Origin of the sequence: Mycolicibacterium brumae, from assembly GCF_025215495.1 — a bacterium.
GTDB lineage: Bacteria > Actinomycetota > Actinomycetes > Mycobacteriales > Mycobacteriaceae > Mycobacterium > Mycobacterium brumae.
The window spans coordinates 2,917,619-2,933,330 of record NZ_CP104302.1; the positions used below are offsets into that span (position 1 = coordinate 2,917,619).

Here is a 15,712-nt window from a genome sequence, read left to right on the forward strand (position 1 = left end):
TCCGTCAAGTTTCCTTGCCCACCAATCCTGATTGGCCTTCGGTCTCGTCGCATGCTGAGGACAGCCATGCCAGAAACAGCCATCGATGAAGACGGCCAGCCTCAGCCCCTTCCATCCGATGTCAGCTCGGTATCTGACCTGACTTAGGACATTACTGGTCGGTAGCTTTGGGTGCGTCGCGTTGACCTGCAGGTTCGTTCGCTGGGGTGGATGGTTTGGGGTACTAAGCGGGTAGATTCGTGCGGTGGCGTACGTGCGGAAGGTGCGCACCGGCTCCGGCGCGGTGGCGGTGCAGGTGGCCTGCAAGAATTCCGGGAAAGTCCAGGTCATCGCCCATGTTGGATCTGCTCATACCGATGCTGAGCTGGGGATCCTGTTGGAGAAGGCCCGGCAGCTGGTGCACGGGGACCAGGAGGCGCTGGACTTCGAAGCCCCGGCCCGCTCAGCTCGGGTCGAGGATGTCGCCGACTACCGGCGACGAATCCTGCCTGCGACCGGCACGTCGAGTTGCGCGGGAGCGCCGGCGCCGCCGGGCCGGACGGTCGGCACTTGCTCGAGGTTGCTCTATGACACCCTCGCCGCGGTGTATGACTGGCTCGGGTTCGACGCGGTCGATGATCCGGTGTTCCGGGATTTGGTGATCGCCCGAATCGTGGAACCGACCAGCAAACTTGATTCCCTGCGGGTGCTGGCCGATCTCGGCGCGGATGGGCGCTCGTATCGGACGGTGCAACGTCACCTCGATGAGGTCGGGCCGAAGAAGTACCGCGACACCATTGCTGAGAAGTGCTTCGCCTACGCGCGTGACTGCGGCGGCCTCTCGCTCCTTTTGTATGACGTCACCACGTTGTGGTGGGAAGCTGAGAACGAGGACGGACTACGCAAAGTCGGGTACTCGAAAGACCGGAAGGTCGACCCTCAAATTGTGGTCGGACTGCTGGTCGACCGGACAGGGTTCCCTCTCGAAATCGGTTGCTATGAAGGCAATACCGCCGAGACCACCACCATTGTGCCGGTCGTGCGCGGGTTCCTGGAACGCCACCAGCTCACCGACACCGACATGGTCGTGGCCGCCGACGCCGGCATGTTGTCTGCCTCGAATCTCAAGGACCTCGATGAGCTGGGGCTCTCGTTCATCGTCGGTTCCCGGGCAACCAAGGCGCCAGCTGATCTGGAGTCCCATTTCCACTGGAACGGTGACGCGTTCACCGACGGCCAAGTCATCGACACCGTCACCCCGCGGCACGGCAACAACAAGTGCGTCAACGACCGAGCAAAGCGCGCTGAACCCGTGTGGGACCCCGAGGTCCATTCGGCGGCCTGGCGGGCGGTGTGGGCGTACTCAGCCAAACGGGCCCGGCGAGATCAGAAGACCCTTGCCGCTCAGGAAGCCCGCGCCAAGGCCATCATCGACGGAACGCAGCCGGCGAAATCAGCGCGGTTTGTCAAAGTCAGCGGCAAAGACCGACACCTCGATGACTCCGCACTATCTCGGGCGAAATCCCTTGCGGGACTGAAGGGTTACATCACCAATGTGCCGGCCACGGTCATGCCGGCGGACGAGGTCATGGCGAAGTACCACGACTTGTGGCACGTGGAGAAGTCATTTCGGATGTCGAAGTCCGACCTGGCCGCCCGCCCGATCTGGCATCGCCAACGCGAAACCATCGAAGCGCACCTGACGATCGTGTTCGCCGCACTGGCCGTCTCGCATGCCGTTCAATCCCGGACCGGGTACTCCATCGCCAAAGTCGTCAAAGGCCTACGGACACTGCGCAGCGCGACCATCGCCATCAACGGCGTCACCCAGACGTTCCCACCCGATGTGCCCGCCACCCAGCGCGAGATCCTCGAACACCTCGGACTGGCGCCCTGAACGCCAAATATCCTTACAAACGCCACCGCGCCGGGTCGAAAATCGGGAAATCGGGGTACTAAACCAAATGTCCTAACTCAGGTCTGAGGTCCTGTTCAGGCCGTACGTTGACGCGATAGCGCAGCCCCCTCGAATGGAGAATTCTCCGAACCAGCATCTCGGGTTGCGTATCCCGATTTCGCTGCCAGCTCATGCGGATACCGACGGACCGCGAGGACGCCTCGGGGCGGACGCGCTGCGGCCCCAAGCGCATGCCTTCCCCGCCGATCACTAGTCCACACCCCGATCAACCCAGAGAACGAACAAGCAGACCAACGTATTCACCGATCTAGCCGACACCGTTGATGAGTCGGGCGCATCTCGCAGTAACCGACCAGAGTTCGTCAACATCGAACTCAGCAAGCGAGAAATCGGCGACCGACTCGGAGTGGTCCTGGCCGAGATAGCCAGCGAGTTCAGCGAACCGTTCGTCGTTGCGGATCTTCGGGTAGCTGGTCCAAGTACCCTTTCCCAGCAGGCCGCCGTCAGCACCTACAAGGACCCGCAACGGAGCGACATCGAGCCCGTACAGATGGAAGAAGATTGCACCGTTTGGGATCTGACCGAACCAGTAGTAACCGTCTGGGTGCTCTTCGAGGAGTTCGAAGAGACGCTCAGCTCGGGCCCGGTCTCTTGATCCCTGAAGCGCATCAAGAAACGAGCTCTTCGTCCAGCTCGGGCCATGGTTGGTGCATCGATCGCGCTTGGTCATCGCTCCCCCATCAACTGACGCCGTCATGATGCTGTACCCGAGCTGGATTCGGGCACATGTTTTGTCATGCGGCACGCTCGCTAGCCACCCGCAGCGAGCGACAGAGACTCGACGTTAGCGTTTCGGTACTCGTCGCGAATCCCGTCTAGGCGCCGCTGGCCGCTGGGAGTGTCGGCCAGCCAGAAGGTCCAGCCGTTTTCAGAGGAGCCGCTTGCCGCCTTCGCAGCGCTCGACGGTGTCTGGTGTGGGACCTCGTTGAGGATGATTTGGCCCGTTTCATCTACCTCCGCGACAGCGTCGATCGAATCACGAGCCGGAACGAGAATCGTCCCCGCAGGAAGCAAACCTGATTCGAACAAGTCGATGATCCCTACGGACGTCGAAATGTTGCTCAAGCCGTCCTCTATCATCTCCTGGCTAACAGCCGGATAATCAGGGGCGTAACCAGATTGCGAGATGCGCTCGAACGCCTTCCGGACGACAGCCGCGATCAGCTTACGGCGTTGAGCCAGAAAGTCCGGAAAGCTCAGGTCAGTCCAGTTCGAAGGCAGGGCGTGGTCTTCGACCTGCGTGGCAAGCCGTTTGGCACTGAGCACCGGTGGCCGCCCATCCTGCCGCTCGGTTTTGGAGAGCACTTGCGCAGGCCAATAGTCGGATGGCGCGTCGTCGGAGATCGTGATGTTGTCGTTCCACTCGACCAGCGCCATGTTCGCGATCTGGTTGATCTGCCGAGTGTCCTTCACGTTCAGGACCTCGCGTAGGTAAGCGCGAGGGAAAAGATGATGCCGCTCAATGCCCTTCTTGGCGATGATGGCCGGATCGAGACGCTCTCGCACCTTACCGGTGGACAGCAACGCATCGGCATCCAGAATGTTCAGCGCGGCGAAGTAGGCAAACAGCGCGGGGCTTCGAGAAGCTGAGGTAGCCAGTTCGTTGGGCAAGGTGATCGTCCAGAAGTCACTGGTCAGCGTTTCATCGATCACCTTGTTCATCGCAGCGACGAAACCGATCTCGCGGGCAAGTTCTTCGACCTGACGAAAATCCTTCTCCGCCTGGGTTTCAAACGATCCCGAATAGCGAGAGGTGGTGTGCGCCATGAAGAACCATCTGGCGACCGCTTCCCGTAGTTGGTCAAGCGGTACGCCGTGGTCAACCCTGCCGATCAGCCAGATGGCGTAGGTGAACAGCACCACGTTCTGGCTGGCGATCATCTTCGATCCCCGATAGCCGGCACGCTCCAGACAGCGGAGGTACTCGTGCCAATTGGTCAGGTCAAGAACCCTTGCCTGGGCCTCCTGTAGGCGCTGGAACTGCTGGTCGCGGCGAGCGATCGTCGTCTGGCCCGTCTCCAGATCCTTGCCGCGCAGAATCGAGTATGCGTGCCGGAGCACTGCGCGGCGAAATGCCAGAGCGATCGAGACGCGCAACAGTTGGTCAGGCTGCGGGGCGATGTACCAGTTGAACGGCGACGCACCGGAGGTTGACGGAACTTTGCAGCGCCGTGCGAACTCTTCGAGCTGCTTTCGCCCCTTGTCCCAGAACACGCTCATCAAGGTCAGGATGAAGTCTGCTCGATTGAGCTTCACACCCTCAGAGTTGATTCGGACGAACACCTCCGCGACTTGCTCCTCGTCAACGGCAGAATCGAGTTCAACGACGTTGAACGGATAGTTCTGCAAGTCACGAACTCGGTCAATCGCGTCCTCCCACGAGTTCCGGGTCACGTGGTCAAGTTCACCGCGGGCCTTCTCGTAGGCAGCGAAGAACGCCGAAACTGTGCCGCGGAAGTCAGTCCAGAGCGCAGTGGCGTCATTGAGGAATTCAGGGTCATTGCCGATGGCGACATCCCAAACCGAGATGTGCCCATCACGCGGACGAAACGCCAGCCGCACCCGTGACTCCGAATAGTCCTCCCGGACGACCGCTTCACCCGTCAGCACCGAGTACAACGAAGTGAGACGTTGCTGGCCGTCCACGATCAGCCAGCGCGCCACCCTCGCCTCTTTGCCGTCAACGCCGATCTGCCGTGCGCCGACTTCTGCCCCCGTCTCCCAGAACAGCAGGTAGCCCACCGGGAAGCCTCGGTACATCGAGTCAAACAGATCCCTCACTTTGGCGTTGGACCAGACGAAGGGCCGTTGCAACTCTGGGAGTGCAACGTCGCCCCGGTCAATGTTGTCGACGAGGTGGCGGAGGGTAAACGAGGTGCTGCGAAAGACGGTCTTGGCCATGATGCTCCGAGGATCTGGAAGGGTCACCCAGCATCCTGCCAGTCGTATCCGACAGCGATCTCAGCATCCGCCGTTCCCACTTAGTGCCGTGCCATTGAGAACGATCGCGGGGCTGAGACTGCCGCACAGCCGATTCGACTACCGGAGTAGACGACCGTCGGCTCGGGGTGGTGAGGTCACTCAGCCACCCGCCAGCGCCCCCCAGAATCCCGGTAGAAGAAGTACGTCGGGCAGTACTCGGCCTTGTGCTCACCCCGGCAGGCGGTGCCGTTGTAGGTGACTGTGGTGACGTGCACGTGGCTGGTGGGCGGCAGCGCGCTGGCGACCAGGCCCTGGGTCGTCGTGACGGTCACCGCGCCGAGCACCGGGTACATCAGGCTGGAGCCCTGGTCGGGGTAGCCGCAGCGCACGCACCACGGGTCCGGCGGCGGGTTGGGGTGCATCTGCGCCGGGCCGACCAGCAGCGGGCCGGGGAACTGCACGTTGACACTGGAGTCCGGCGGCTTGCCGTTGGCGTAGAGCCAGGCGAGCGCGGCCTGGGCCTCCTCGGTGGTGGGCGGGGGCCCAGCTCGCCGACGTCGGCGCCGGCGGGGGCCGGCGCGAGGATCGTCACCAGGGCCAGGCAGGTCGCGAACACTCCGACCATCGCCGCGATCCGCCGGGCGACACGCGAAGTCCATCGAGCGACCACCACAACTCCCTTCCGGTCCAACTCGAACCCTAGCCGGTTTCCGAGTTTTAGGAAAGCAGTATTGTCAGATTGGTTCGGCGACTAAGGTTGGCCATACATCGCAGATCCCAAGGGGGCACCGTGGCGCCGAAAGTGCCTGCACGCCAAGCGATGCTGCGCCCTCCCCCGCCGCAGCGCAATCGGAACGAAATCAGCGAGAGCCGCTGGAAGCCCACACCAGCCATCGACGACACCGACCGCGCCCTGGCCCGGGAACTGCTCTCCAACGCCAAGATCTCCAACCGCGCGCTGGCCTCGAAGGTCGGCATCAGTGACTCCGCCGTCAGCCAACGACTGCGCAAACTCACCACCCTGGGCGCGCTGGTGTTCACCGCCGTCATCGACTGGGAACGCGCCGGATTCGAATGGTGGGTCATCGCCCTGGTCAAGACTCGCCGCCGCCCGGCCGCCGAGGTGGCCATCGATATCGGCGCACTGCCCCAGTGCATTTCGACCGCCACCGTGATCGGCTCCCACGACCTGCTCGGCTACTTCCTGGTCCGCGACCGCGCCGAACTCCGCGCCGTCGTCGACCGGCTGCGCTCCATCGACGGCGTCACCGAGGTCGACGTGGAGCTGGCCACCGACACCCGCGTCACTCCCCTGGGCCGGCAACTCTTCCGAGCCGTCGACCCCGCTCCGATCCTGCTGCCCGCGCCGTGTGTCGACCTGGACACCCTCGACCTGGCGATCCTGCAGGAACTGATCAACGACGGGCGTCGCTCCAACCGCAGCATCGGCCGCGCGCTGCAGGTGTCGGAGGCGACGGTGCGGACCCGGCTGGCCCGGATGACCGACTCCGGGCTGGTGCAGGTGCTGGCGATGATCGACCCTGCCGCGTTCGAGCTGTCCATGCTGCAGGCCACCATCATGGTGCGCGCCGACCGCGCCCGCATCGAGGCGATCGCCGAGGAGTTCCTCAAGCTGCCGGCGGTGGCGTTCGTCGGAATCTGTTTGGGCAACTGGGATCTGCAGGTTTCGGTGCTGGTCGCCGACCAGGCCGAGCTGACCGCTTTCATCGACTCCGCGGCGCACTCCATCGACGGGGTGCGCGAAACCGACACGCTGCTGTTTCAGGACATCATGCGGTTCAACCCGTGCCTGAAACGGGTCGCGGGATGGAACTCGGTGGCCTGAAGCCCGCCGGCACCACTCGCCCCACCCGGTAGAGCTCCACCGCATCGGGCAGCCCGCGCAGTTGATGCGGGCCGGTGGACGTCCATTGCAGACCTTCGCCGGCCACCCGATCCCGCGCCGCGGCGGTCACCAGCGCCATCCCGGCCGGCGCGATCCCGGCGACCCGGCTGGCCAGGTTCACCGCGCTGCCGAACCAATCACCGGCGCGGTTGACCGCCGGACCCAGCGCCACCCCCGCCCGCAACTGCGGCAGCCCCGAATGCAGCGCCGCGTCAATGAGATTCAGCACCACCTCGATCAGCGGCCCGGGATCCGGGCTGACCAGCATCACCGCGTCGCCGATGGTCTTGATGAACCGCACCGGCTCGTCGACCACCTCGTGGGCGAGATCCGACAGGTTGCCGGCGACCTTCGCCAGTTCGTCGGGTGTGAGCACCTCGCCCAGTTGGGTGAAGCCGGACAGGTCGGCGAACGCCACCGCCACAGTCTGCGCGCCGGGCAGCCGCCCGGAGGCCCGCTCGACCGCGCCGATGCCTTCGGACTCGATCATCCGCCGCATCTGCATGAGCATCAGCCGACCGGCGATCGCCTCGATCCGTCGCGCGGACGCGCCGGCCAGCGCTTCGGCGGCCGCGGCGATGTCGACCTCGCTGGCGCCCGGTTTGACCCAGACGTTGAACGATTTGTCCCGCAGGGTGGCCGTGGCGTTGCCGATGCCTTCGACCAGCGCGCGGACCACCGCGACGGCGTCATCGAGGTCCAGGCCGAAGTCCAGGAAGTACTTGGCCGAGGCGGCGGCTTCGGCGTCCACGCGGCGCAGGACCGCGGCGTCCGGGTCATCGATCAGCGGCAGGCCCATGGCGCGCTGCAGCCGGCGCAGGGTGTCCAGATCGATGCCGGCGGACTGCGCCACCTGGCGTTGCGACACGTAGTGGCCGTCCTCGCCCATCACCCGGTTGGCGGCGAGCACCAGCGGGACGTGGGACCGGCGGATCTCCTCGACGGTGAACCCGCGGTCGAGCAGCCAGACGATCAGCTCGGCGCGTTCCCGTCGCGCGTCCCCGGCCAGCCCGTCGAGCAGATCGGCGGGAAAGCGCTCGGCCATCTGCGCTACTGGTCGCAGAGGCGGGAGCGCTCGATCTTGCTGCCCCAGTGCTTGACGCGCTGCTGCGACGGCCCGTACACCCAGGCGGTGTTGCGGGCGCGGATGCCGACGCCGACATTGGACAGTTCCTGCCACAGCCGGTAGAACGCCTCGCCTTGATAGACCGGGAAGTACATGTCGTTGGCGTAGTCGGTGCTGATGGTCAGCGCCGTGGTTCGCGGGGTGAGGAAGCGCATGGTGGTGTCGACGTTGGCGGCCACCCCGTCGCCCTGGGCGTTGAGCGTGCCGGCGTTCCAGTCATTGGCCGCGTGCAGCAGGTTGAAGCCGAACGCGTCGAGTTGGTCGCGCAGTGTCCGGTAGTCGGCCACGAACCACTGACACATCTCGTCGATCGCCCGGATGTCGGCGTCGGTGACGTTCTTGCGGGTCTGGTCATAGGGGTACGGGTACTGCATGGTGAACGCGCGGGCCACCGGCACGAAGTCGGCCATCGGAGGTGGCGGTGGGTCCCACGCGTCGGCGTTGCCCGGGACGGCGGCGACGAAGCAGGCGGCCACGCCGGCGGCGAATGCGGTCAGCGCTCCGGTGACGCGACCCCACAGGCCGCGGCGTGGGGCGTGGCGGGCTACCATCCCCGCTGAACCAGACTGCGCGACAGGAAGATTCGCGCCCCACCGAGCACCATCGCCAACGCCTCGCAGCTCGGCATGGCGTAGCCGAGGCACCCGTCGTCGACGTAGTGCGCCTGAACGCCGTAGCGACCGACGGTCACCGCGGCGACGGCTTCGGCGCCGTCGGTGCTCTCGAGCGCCTCGGTCGGCTCCGGCAGGCACCACTTCCATGGCCCCTCGGGCGTTTCGAAGCACAGTTCGATGTAGTCGCGCCGCGCCGGACAGCGGCAGACTTCCTGCAGGGTCGCGGGCAGCAGGGAGCCGTCGGCCACCCGAAGTCGCGAGGCGGAGGGCATCGGCTTGTCTACCGTCGTCGTCATCTCGTCTCCTCGAACGCTGTGACCTATCTGACATTTCTACATGTCAGTTTGCATGGATCACCGCGGCGAGTCAAGGGTAAGTTGCAACTAGATTGATTGATCTAGTTAGGAGTGAATGTGGAGATCAAAGACGCAGTCGCGGTGGTGACCGGGGGCGCTTCCGGCCTCGGGCTGGCAACCGCCAAACGGCTGCTGGACAAGGGCGCCCTGGTGACGGTGCTGGACCTGCGCGGCGGCGACGCCGTCGCCGAACTCGGCGATCGCGCCAGGTTCGTCGAGACCAACGTGACCGATCCCGAGCAGGTCAGCGCGGCGCTCGACCTCGCGGAGGAGCTGGGGCCGGTGCGCATCAACGTCAACTGCGCCGGTATCGGAGACGCCATCCGCACGCTGAGCAAGAACGGCCCCTACCCGCTGGACAAGTTCCGCAAGACCATCGAGGTCAACCTGATCGGCACCTATAACGTGATCCGGCTGGCGGCCGAGCGCATCGCCAAGACCGAGCCGATCGGTCCGGATCACGGCCTCGAGCGCGGCGTCATCATCAACACCGCCTCCGTCGCCGCCTACGACGGCCAGATCGGCCAGGCCGCGTACTCGGCGTCCAAGGGCGGCGTGGTCGGCATGACCCTGCCGATCGCGCGGGACCTGTCCCGCGACCTGATCCGGGTGATGACCATTGCGCCCGGATTGTTCAAAACCCCGCTGCTGGCCACACTCCCCGAGGCCGCACAGGAATCCCTGGGCAAGCAGGTGCCGCATCCCGCCCGGCTCGGCGATCCGGACGAGTACGGCGCGCTGGCCGTGCACATCGTGGAGAACGCGATGCTCAACGGCGAGACGATCCGCCTGGACGGCGCGATCCGGATGGCCCCCCGGTAACCCGGGCCCCAAAAGCACTGTGCCGCCGGGATACCCGGCGGCACAGTTTTGGCCCCCTCAGATGCCCATGAATTCGAAGAACCGCACCATCGACAGGCCGAAGCTGGCGAAGGTGTCGGCCATCCGGGCCATCACTCCGCCCTCCATCCGCCAGGCCAGGTACTTCTCGTAGGCCTCCCGGCTGTCCCACTTCTCGACCATCATCAGCTCGTTCGGGTTGTCCGCGTTCCGGGTGAACTCGACGTTGACCGCGCCCGGATAGGCGCGGGTGTCGGGCATGATCTCCAGCATGAAGTCGCGGAAGTCCTGCTCCGCGCCGTCCTTGAGGGTCACTTCCATGATCACGTGAATCGTCATCGGTTCCCCTAGGTGCTGATCGGGTTGAGGCCCTGGGTGTACATCTGCACGGTGAAGTCGTCGCCGTGCCGGTTGTCGCAATACTCGAATGCCGCGCGGATCTCCTCGTGCACCGGGTTGACCAGCACTTCCCAGTCCTTGTGGGTGAAGATCATGAACTGGCCGTCCTGCATGGCGTCGAGGACCTGCCGCCCGACGGCGTTGGGGTCCGCGCCGCGAGCCAACAGCGCGCTGTTTCCTTCTATGGCCGCCATATTGGGTTCTGCGCCAACCAGTTTCGCTTCACCGAGGCCGGACGATTCGGCGATGCGGGTGTTGACCGAGCCGGGGCACAGCACCGAGACGGCGATGTCGCTGCCCTGAAGTTCGTTGCGCAGCACCATCGACAGGCCGAAGCTGGCGAATTTCGCCGAGGAGTATGCGCCGACCAGGGCCATCGGCACCAGCCCGGCCATGGACGCGGTGTTGAGGATGTGCGCGTGCCCGCCGCGGCTCTTGAAGCGCGGCAGGAACGTCGAGATGCCCAGAAATTGGCTCTCCACATTGATCCGGTACACCCACTGCCAGACCTCCAGCGGGGTCTCATCGAGTGCCGCGCCGCCGTTGGCGCCGGCGTTGTTGCACAGGATGGAGATCGGCCCCAGGGCCTCCTCCGCTTGATCGGCCGCCGCGGCCCACTGCGCCGCGTCGGTGACGTCGAGGCGGATGCCCACCACCTCTCCGCCGGCGGCCTTGAGCTCCTGGACCGCGGTGTCCAGGCGGTCGGCGTCGATGTCGGCGAGGGCGACCTTCGCGCCCGCCGCGACGAAGGCTCGGGCCATCCCGAGTCCCATGCCCGACGCGGCGCCGGTGATGAATGCTGCTTGTCCTGCTGGCCATTTCGTTGTCATGGGGCCACGATACCTATCTGACATAGTTACGTGTCAGATTCTCGGCGAATACTCAGCCAAACCGTGGAAACATCGCGAGAAGCCGGGTGAGCCGACCCGTTCAGGGCAGATTGGCGCGCCAGTACAGGCCCACCAGGAAGTCCGACAGTTCCGCCGGCGTCACGTCGATGAGCCCGTCGGCCCAGGCGATGAGAAGTTCCGAGGTGGCCCCCGACATCGCGAACGCCTTCAACCGCGCGTCTCGGCCGTCGCCGCCACTGGGCGTGCCGACCGTCGACCAGTGCAGGAAGTTCTCCGCGGCCCGGACCAGGATGTCGTTGCGATGCGCGCCGGCCCGGTCCCCCTTGCCGAGCGCCTCGACGAAGAACAGCCGGATCAGCCGCGGGTCGGCGGCCAGCAGCTCGACCGTGGTGCGCAGTGCGAGCGACACCCGGGCGAATCCGTCCTCGGGGGCGTCGACGATGACAGCGTTGACCTGGGATTCGATCATGTCGGCGGCGCATTCGAAGACGGCGTCGAAGAACGCCGCCATGTCCTTGAAGCTCTCATAGAAGTAGCGCTCGGTGAGGCCGGCCTCGGCGACGACGTCCTTGACCCGCACCTGCGCGGACTCACCGGAGCCGAACAGGTTCAGCCCGGCGTCGATGAGCTTGGCGCGCCGTTCGGCGACCCGCTGCTCCGCGGACATGCCGCCGTACACGCGCTTGGTTCCGGTGGTCGACACCTCGCGCCCCCCTTGCCCGTTCCGTTGCGTGATCGCCTCAGCATAATGCGACCTACGCCCGTTTCGGGGGACCCGCCCCATCCGCCGACGAGGGGTTCGCCTGAAACTTCTCCGAGCACATCGCGCATTGCAGTAATCTGACAGTACAACATGTCAGATAAGAAGGGTGTCATTATGCCGAACGAATTCCAGTACTGCCAGATCGCCTGGGTGGTCAACGATCTGGACGCAGCGATCGAGAAATGGCGGGCGATGACCGGCATCGGCCCGTTCTTCGTCGGCCGGCACGTCGGCGCCGCGTTCGTCGGGCCGAAGCTGCGCGGGCAGGACACCGAGATCGACATCAGCGCCGCGATCGCGCAGGCCGGGCCGGTCCAGCTGGAGTTCATCCAGCAGCACGACGACCGCCCCTCCCCCTACCGGGAGATGCTCGCCGAGGGCGAGGAAGGACTGCACCACGTGTGCGTCTTCGTCGACGACGTCGACGCCGAACTCGCCCGCTATGCCGAGCAGGGGTACGACACCGTGCTGACCGCGACGTTCGGCGGCCAGACCCCGCTGGCCTACGTCGACACCCGGGCGTTGACCGGCACCATGACCGAGCTGATGAGTGGCGAGGGCATGGTCAAGCAGATGTACGCCCGGGTCGCCGAGATCGCCGCCGACTGGGACGGCGTCACCGACCCGGTGCGCGACCTGTCCTCACTGATGGGCTGAGGCCAACGCGGCAGCCGCCCCCGCGCGGTCGGCGGCCACGGTCTGGTCCATCTTGTCGACCGGGAAGCTGACCGGTTTGTTGATGCCGGCGCGGAACTCGAAGTGCCGGATCAGCTGCCGGTCGACGGGCGCTCCGTTGAACAGCTCGTGATACAGCGGTCCGACCCGCTTGGCGGTCTTCTCCAGCAGCGGCCGATCCAGTCCGTAGAACTCGATCGCGTTCTCCCCCAGAATCGCCCGCGCCTCGTTTTCGGGGACCTCGCCGAGGGTGGCCCGGACCCAGTCGTGAGTGTTGGGCCAGGTGCCCTCGAAGTGCGGGTAGTCGCTGCCGAACATCAGCTTGTCGATGCCCACCTCATGCCGGGCTGCCACGTCGCCGTAGCGCATCAGCGAAGTGCCACATCCACAGTGCCGCTTCCAATACTCGCTGGGCTTCATGGTCAACGTGCCGGGCTCCCGGGCGTGCAGCTTGTCCAGGTAGTCCAGCGTCAGCGGCACCCAGTCGGCGTGGATCTCCTGGAAGGCGACCTTCAGGCGCGGGAAGCGGTCGAACACCCCACCGAACATCAACTGCCACAGCGGCCGTCGTTCGCCGAACGTCTCAAACAACTCCGCCAGGAACGAGTTGGCGCCGGCCGCTTCCTCACCGCCGTTCGGGTCGAACTTCGGCAAGAGGTTCTCGTCGATGACAGCGAGGCCTTCCCCACCCTCGGTGTCGCCGCCGGTGCGACTGAACACCGCGCGCACCATCTCCACGACACCGCCCTGCGGGTTGCCGAACCCGGCGTGGATGTGCACCACCATGCCGAGGTCCTGGCAGGCCCGCCACATCGGGTCCCACCACGGGTCATACAGCGCGGGCAGGTCACCGGGCGCGGCGCCGGGCATCATCGGCGGGAAGATCGCCTTGAAGCCGCATTCCTTGGCGCGCACGATGTCGGCGACCCCGGATTCCCAGTCCGGCCACGGGTAGATCAGCGGAACGCCGAGCAGCCGGCCGGGGGCTTCGGAGCAGAAGTCCTCCAGGAACCGGTTGTGCGCAACCGATCCCGCGCGGCGCAGCTCGTGGGTGGTCATGGAGTTCTGCACGTCGGCGAACGGCACGAAGCCGATCGGCCCGAACGGGTGCAGGAACTCCGCGACGATGCCTTCGGATTCGACGTGCCGCAACCGCCACACCGGGTCGAAGTAGCCGACCTCCCCGCCGGCGGACACCACACCACGCTTGTCGTAGACCTCCAGGGAGTCCTCCGGCGGCGGGTAGCCGGTCAGGTCGACGACCTTGTCGATGACGGCGACGTCGTCCAGGTAGGTCCCCCACGCGTCGTGGTGCTTGGCGTCGAGGTAATCCTTGTACAGCTTCGGCGGCAGCGAGACATGCGAGTCCGCTGACACGATCACCACCGGCTTGTATTCCGGTTGGGCCAGCGTCGACCAGTCGGCTTTGCGGACGTCGAATCGGATGGGCATCGAAGATCCTCCTGAGGGCTGACGTGATCTGACACACACTCTTGTCAGTTAAGCTGCCGGAACGGCATCTGGTCAAGGGATTCAATCGATTTCGCAAATTGACGACACCTAAGTCGAGTTACTCGCCCTTCACTGCGACAAACCCCGCCCAGCAGATCATCGCTCTATATAGATTGATCTAGTATTCGCTACTACCGAAGGAGCCTCTGGATGGCTGACGTCGCACGACCGTTTGATTTGAATGCCAAGACCCAGCGATGGTTCGTGGCACTGGGGATGGCTGCCGTGCCGGTGATGTTCATCGGACTCGTCATGGCTCGGGTGCTCGCGCCGGCGCACAACGCAACCTGGAGTGCCGAGCAGATCGTCGAGATCTACGCCGAGAACTACAGCATGATCCAGCTCGGGTGTGTGCTGGCGATGTTCGCGTTTGCCCTGTGGGGACCGTGGACCGCCGTGATCTCGATGTGGATCTGGCGGATGGAATCCCGTCGCTACCCCATCCTGACCTTCGCCACGCTGATCCTCACCGCGATCAACATCATGGTGGTCGAGTTCATGGCGATCCTGTACGCGGTCACTGGGTTCCGAGCCGGCCAGGTTTCGCCCGACATCACCTTGACGCTCAACGACCTCGCCTGGTTCGTCTACTACTTCACCTGGCCGCCGTACATCCTGTGGCTCATCGCCATTGCCGTCGCCATCTTCCGCGACCAGAACTCGCCGACGATTCTCCCCCGCTGGCTCGGATGGCTGACCATCGCGCAGGTCGTGATCATCCTGCCGAACGCGGTGCAGACGTTTCCGTGGGCCCTGCAAGGAGTCTTCGCCTGGGATGGGCTGATCTCGCACTGGGGCGTGGCGACATTCCACGGCGTGTGGACCCTGGTGATCGCCTTCTACATCCTGCAGGCCATCTCCCGGGAGGAGAAAACCCTGCAAGCGGCACAGGCGTGACCGAGCCGGAAGGCCACGACCCCAGCGGGGACGTGGCCTTCCGCTTAGGACGAGGTCTTCTCCCCGAATGTCTTCTGCATGAATCCGGGGTCGATGAGCATGCCGTGCACCTGCTGGTTGTGGCTGTGGCACAGCTGGTGATAGGCGAACGCGGTCTGCTGGGCATTGGCCCGGCCCTGGTTGTCCTGGGCGACGTTGACGGCCTCTTTCGCGAGTTTCAGTGCGAACAGCGGCTTTTCGGCGATCTTCGACGCCAGTTCCAGGGTGTGCGCCTGCAGTTCGTCGGCGGGCACGACGTGGTTGACCATGCCGAGGGTGTGCAGCTCGGCCGCGGTGAGGAAGTCGGCGGTGAACAACATCTCCTTGGCCTTGCGCGCACCGACCTCGAAGGGGTGGTTGAAGAACTCCGCGCCGGAGATGCCCATCGAGACGGTGTTGTCCTGGAACAGCGCGTCCTCGGCGGCGACGATGAGGTCACACGGCCACACCAGCATCAACCCGCCGGAGATGCATTTGCCCTGCACAGAGGCGATGGTCGGTTTGGGCAGGTTGCGCCAGCGTTCGCTGAGCCCGACGTACATCTCCTTCTCGAAGGCCATCATCGACTCGGCGCCCGCGCACCCGACGCCGCACCAGGTGCCGACGCGGTCGTGGTCGGTGAACACCTGAACGGCGTCGGAATCGCGCAGGTCGTGCCCGGCGGAGAAGTGCGGGCCGTTGGCGGCCAGGATGATCACGCTGACCGAATCATCCTGGGCCGCGGCATTGAACGCGTCGTTGAGTTCGTAGAGCATCCGCACGCTTTGGGCGTTGCGGGCCTCCGGCCGGTTCAGCACGATCCGGACGACCTTGTCGGCCGGGCGTTCGTAGCAGATGGTCTCGAACTCGGTCATG

The 15,712-nt window shown here is 65.1% G+C and carries 17 protein-coding genes; 5 read left to right on the forward strand and 12 right to left on the reverse strand.

What is annotated here, in order from left to right; all coding sequences use genetic code 11:
- Positions 1 to 244: 244 nt before the first annotated feature.
- On the forward strand, positions 245 to 1,876 hold the full coding sequence (locus tag L2Z93_RS14200) for an IS1634 family transposase (RefSeq protein ID WP_099541445.1): 1,632 nt from the start codon (positions 245 to 247) through the stop codon (positions 1,874 to 1,876).
- A 58-nt stretch (positions 1,877 to 1,934) separates the two neighbouring features.
- Here L2Z93_RS14200 and L2Z93_RS14205 read toward each other — a convergent pair whose 3' ends face one another.
- The 4 genes from L2Z93_RS14205 to L2Z93_RS14220 all read right to left on the reverse strand — a co-directional run bounded on the left by L2Z93_RS14205 (position 1,935) and on the right by L2Z93_RS14220 (position 5,340).
- Positions 1,935 to 2,129: a PDDEXK family nuclease gene (locus L2Z93_RS14205; protein WP_090590879.1), complete on the reverse strand. Its 195-nt coding sequence runs from the start codon at positions 2,127 to 2,129 to the stop codon at positions 1,935 to 1,937.
- Between the two features lie 75 nt (positions 2,130 to 2,204).
- A complete protein-coding gene (locus tag L2Z93_RS14210) occupies positions 2,205 to 2,627 on the reverse strand; it encodes a hypothetical protein (RefSeq protein ID WP_128111853.1) in 423 nt (140 codons plus the stop codon).
- A gap of 80 nt (positions 2,628 to 2,707) precedes the next feature.
- The gene (locus tag L2Z93_RS14215) at positions 2,708 to 4,858 is read right to left on the reverse strand and encodes a GmrSD restriction endonuclease domain-containing protein (protein ID WP_090590413.1); all 2,151 of its coding nucleotides are present in this window, start codon (positions 4,856 to 4,858) and stop codon (positions 2,708 to 2,710) included.
- A 176-nt stretch (positions 4,859 to 5,034) separates the two neighbouring features.
- Entirely contained in the window at positions 5,035 to 5,340 is a 306-nt protein-coding gene (locus tag L2Z93_RS14220) for a hypothetical protein (protein WP_090590416.1), read from the reverse strand.
- 329 nt (positions 5,341 to 5,669) lie between these two features.
- Here L2Z93_RS14220 and L2Z93_RS14225 point away from each other — a divergent pair, with 329 nt between their 5' ends.
- Positions 5,670 to 6,725, forward strand: coding sequence for an Lrp/AsnC family transcriptional regulator (locus tag L2Z93_RS14225; protein WP_162561968.1), 1,056 nt, complete (start codon positions 5,670 to 5,672; stop codon positions 6,723 to 6,725).
- Here L2Z93_RS14225 and L2Z93_RS14230 read toward each other — a convergent pair.
- The 3 genes from L2Z93_RS14230 to L2Z93_RS14240 are packed head-to-tail and all read right to left on the reverse strand — an operon-like array spanning position 6,679 to position 8,821.
- Complete coding sequence (locus tag L2Z93_RS14230; RefSeq protein ID WP_090590421.1) at positions 6,679 to 7,830, reverse strand: adenylate/guanylate cyclase domain-containing protein; 1,152 nt, start codon at positions 7,828 to 7,830, stop codon at positions 6,679 to 6,681. The two genes, L2Z93_RS14225 and L2Z93_RS14230, sit on opposite strands and share 47 nt — an antisense overlap.
- Positions 7,831 to 7,835: 5 nt before the next feature.
- Positions 7,836 to 8,462 carry a hypothetical protein gene (locus L2Z93_RS14235; protein WP_234786184.1) on the reverse strand — a complete coding sequence of 209 codons (627 nt, stop codon included), beginning with the start codon at positions 8,460 to 8,462 and terminating at the stop codon, positions 7,836 to 7,838.
- Positions 8,456 to 8,821 (reverse strand): hypothetical protein, encoded by a 366-nt coding sequence (locus tag L2Z93_RS14240; protein ID WP_128111852.1) that lies wholly within the window; start codon positions 8,819 to 8,821, stop codon positions 8,456 to 8,458. Before L2Z93_RS14240 ends, L2Z93_RS14235 begins: the two co-directional genes overlap by 7 nt.
- A gap of 117 nt (positions 8,822 to 8,938) precedes the next feature.
- Here L2Z93_RS14240 and L2Z93_RS14245 point away from each other — a divergent pair, with 117 nt between their 5' ends.
- Positions 8,939 to 9,703 (forward strand): 3-hydroxyacyl-CoA dehydrogenase, encoded by a 765-nt coding sequence (locus L2Z93_RS14245; RefSeq protein WP_090590887.1) that lies wholly within the window; start codon positions 8,939 to 8,941, stop codon positions 9,701 to 9,703.
- 57 nt (positions 9,704 to 9,760) lie between these two features.
- On the opposite strand, the gene L2Z93_RS14250 is transcribed toward L2Z93_RS14245, so the two are convergent.
- From L2Z93_RS14250 to L2Z93_RS14260, 3 genes are all read right to left on the reverse strand, one after another.
- Complete coding sequence (locus L2Z93_RS14250) at positions 9,761 to 10,060, reverse strand: putative quinol monooxygenase (RefSeq protein WP_090590427.1); 300 nt, start codon at positions 10,058 to 10,060, stop codon at positions 9,761 to 9,763.
- A gap of 8 nt (positions 10,061 to 10,068) precedes the next feature.
- Positions 10,069 to 10,950: an SDR family NAD(P)-dependent oxidoreductase gene (locus L2Z93_RS14255; RefSeq protein ID WP_090590431.1), complete on the reverse strand. Its 882-nt coding sequence runs from the start codon at positions 10,948 to 10,950 to the stop codon at positions 10,069 to 10,071.
- 100 nt (positions 10,951 to 11,050) lie between these two features.
- Positions 11,051 to 11,674: a TetR/AcrR family transcriptional regulator gene (locus L2Z93_RS14260; protein ID WP_234786185.1), complete on the reverse strand. Its 624-nt coding sequence runs from the start codon at positions 11,672 to 11,674 to the stop codon at positions 11,051 to 11,053.
- 174 nt (positions 11,675 to 11,848) lie between these two features.
- Between L2Z93_RS14260 and L2Z93_RS14265 the strand changes: the two genes are divergently transcribed.
- On the forward strand, positions 11,849 to 12,391 hold the full coding sequence (locus tag L2Z93_RS14265) for a VOC family protein (RefSeq protein WP_162561970.1): 543 nt from the start codon (positions 11,849 to 11,851) through the stop codon (positions 12,389 to 12,391).
- Here L2Z93_RS14265 and L2Z93_RS14270 read toward each other — a convergent pair.
- Complete coding sequence (locus L2Z93_RS14270; protein WP_090590441.1) at positions 12,377 to 13,861, reverse strand: amidohydrolase family protein; 1,485 nt, start codon at positions 13,859 to 13,861, stop codon at positions 12,377 to 12,379. The genes L2Z93_RS14265 and L2Z93_RS14270 overlap by 15 nt on opposite strands.
- A gap of 210 nt (positions 13,862 to 14,071) precedes the next feature.
- On the opposite strand from L2Z93_RS14270, the gene L2Z93_RS14275 reads away from it, so the two are divergent.
- Positions 14,072 to 14,818: a hypothetical protein gene (locus tag L2Z93_RS14275; protein ID WP_099541428.1), complete on the forward strand. Its 747-nt coding sequence runs from the start codon at positions 14,072 to 14,074 to the stop codon at positions 14,816 to 14,818.
- 44 nt (positions 14,819 to 14,862) lie between these two features.
- Here the strand turns inward: L2Z93_RS14275 and L2Z93_RS14280 are convergent, their stop codons facing one another.
- Entirely contained in the window at positions 14,863 to 15,711 is an 849-nt protein-coding gene (locus L2Z93_RS14280; RefSeq protein WP_090590449.1) for an enoyl-CoA hydratase, read from the reverse strand.
- Position 15,712 lies beyond the last annotated feature (1 nt).

Excerpts from the sequence above, each read along its gene's own strand:
- L2Z93_RS14255 (WP_090590431.1), bottom strand. The coding sequence starts at position 10,950 with ATGACAACGAAATGGCCAGCAGGACAAGCAGCATTCATCACCGGCGCC.
- L2Z93_RS14265 (WP_162561970.1), top strand. The coding sequence starts at position 11,849 with ATGCCGAACGAATTCCAGTACTGCCAGATCGCCTGGGTGGTCAACGAT.
- L2Z93_RS14215 (WP_090590413.1), bottom strand. The coding sequence starts at position 4,858 with ATGGCCAAGACCGTCTTTCGCAGCACCTCGTTTACCCTCCGCCACCTC.
- L2Z93_RS14250 (WP_090590427.1), bottom strand. The coding sequence starts at position 10,060 with ATGACGATTCACGTGATCATGGAAGTGACCCTCAAGGACGGCGCGGAG.
- L2Z93_RS14240 (WP_128111852.1), bottom strand. The coding sequence starts at position 8,821 with ATGACGACGACGGTAGACAAGCCGATGCCCTCCGCCTCGCGACTTCGG.
- L2Z93_RS14280 (WP_090590449.1), bottom strand. The coding sequence starts at position 15,711 with ATGACCGAGTTCGAGACCATCTGCTACGAACGCCCGGCCGACAAGGTC.
- L2Z93_RS14235 (WP_234786184.1), bottom strand. The coding sequence starts at position 8,462 with ATGGTAGCCCGCCACGCCCCACGCCGCGGCCTGTGGGGTCGCGTCACC.
- L2Z93_RS14210 (WP_128111853.1), bottom strand. The coding sequence starts at position 2,627 with ATGACCAAGCGCGATCGATGCACCAACCATGGCCCGAGCTGGACGAAG.
- L2Z93_RS14275 (WP_099541428.1), top strand. The coding sequence starts at position 14,072 with ATGGCTGACGTCGCACGACCGTTTGATTTGAATGCCAAGACCCAGCGA.
- L2Z93_RS14230 (WP_090590421.1), bottom strand. The coding sequence starts at position 7,830 with ATGGCCGAGCGCTTTCCCGCCGATCTGCTCGACGGGCTGGCCGGGGAC.
- L2Z93_RS14205 (WP_090590879.1), bottom strand. The coding sequence starts at position 2,129 with ATGCGCTTGGGGCCGCAGCGCGTCCGCCCCGAGGCGTCCTCGCGGTCC.
- L2Z93_RS14270 (WP_090590441.1), bottom strand. The coding sequence starts at position 13,861 with ATGCCCATCCGATTCGACGTCCGCAAAGCCGACTGGTCGACGCTGGCC.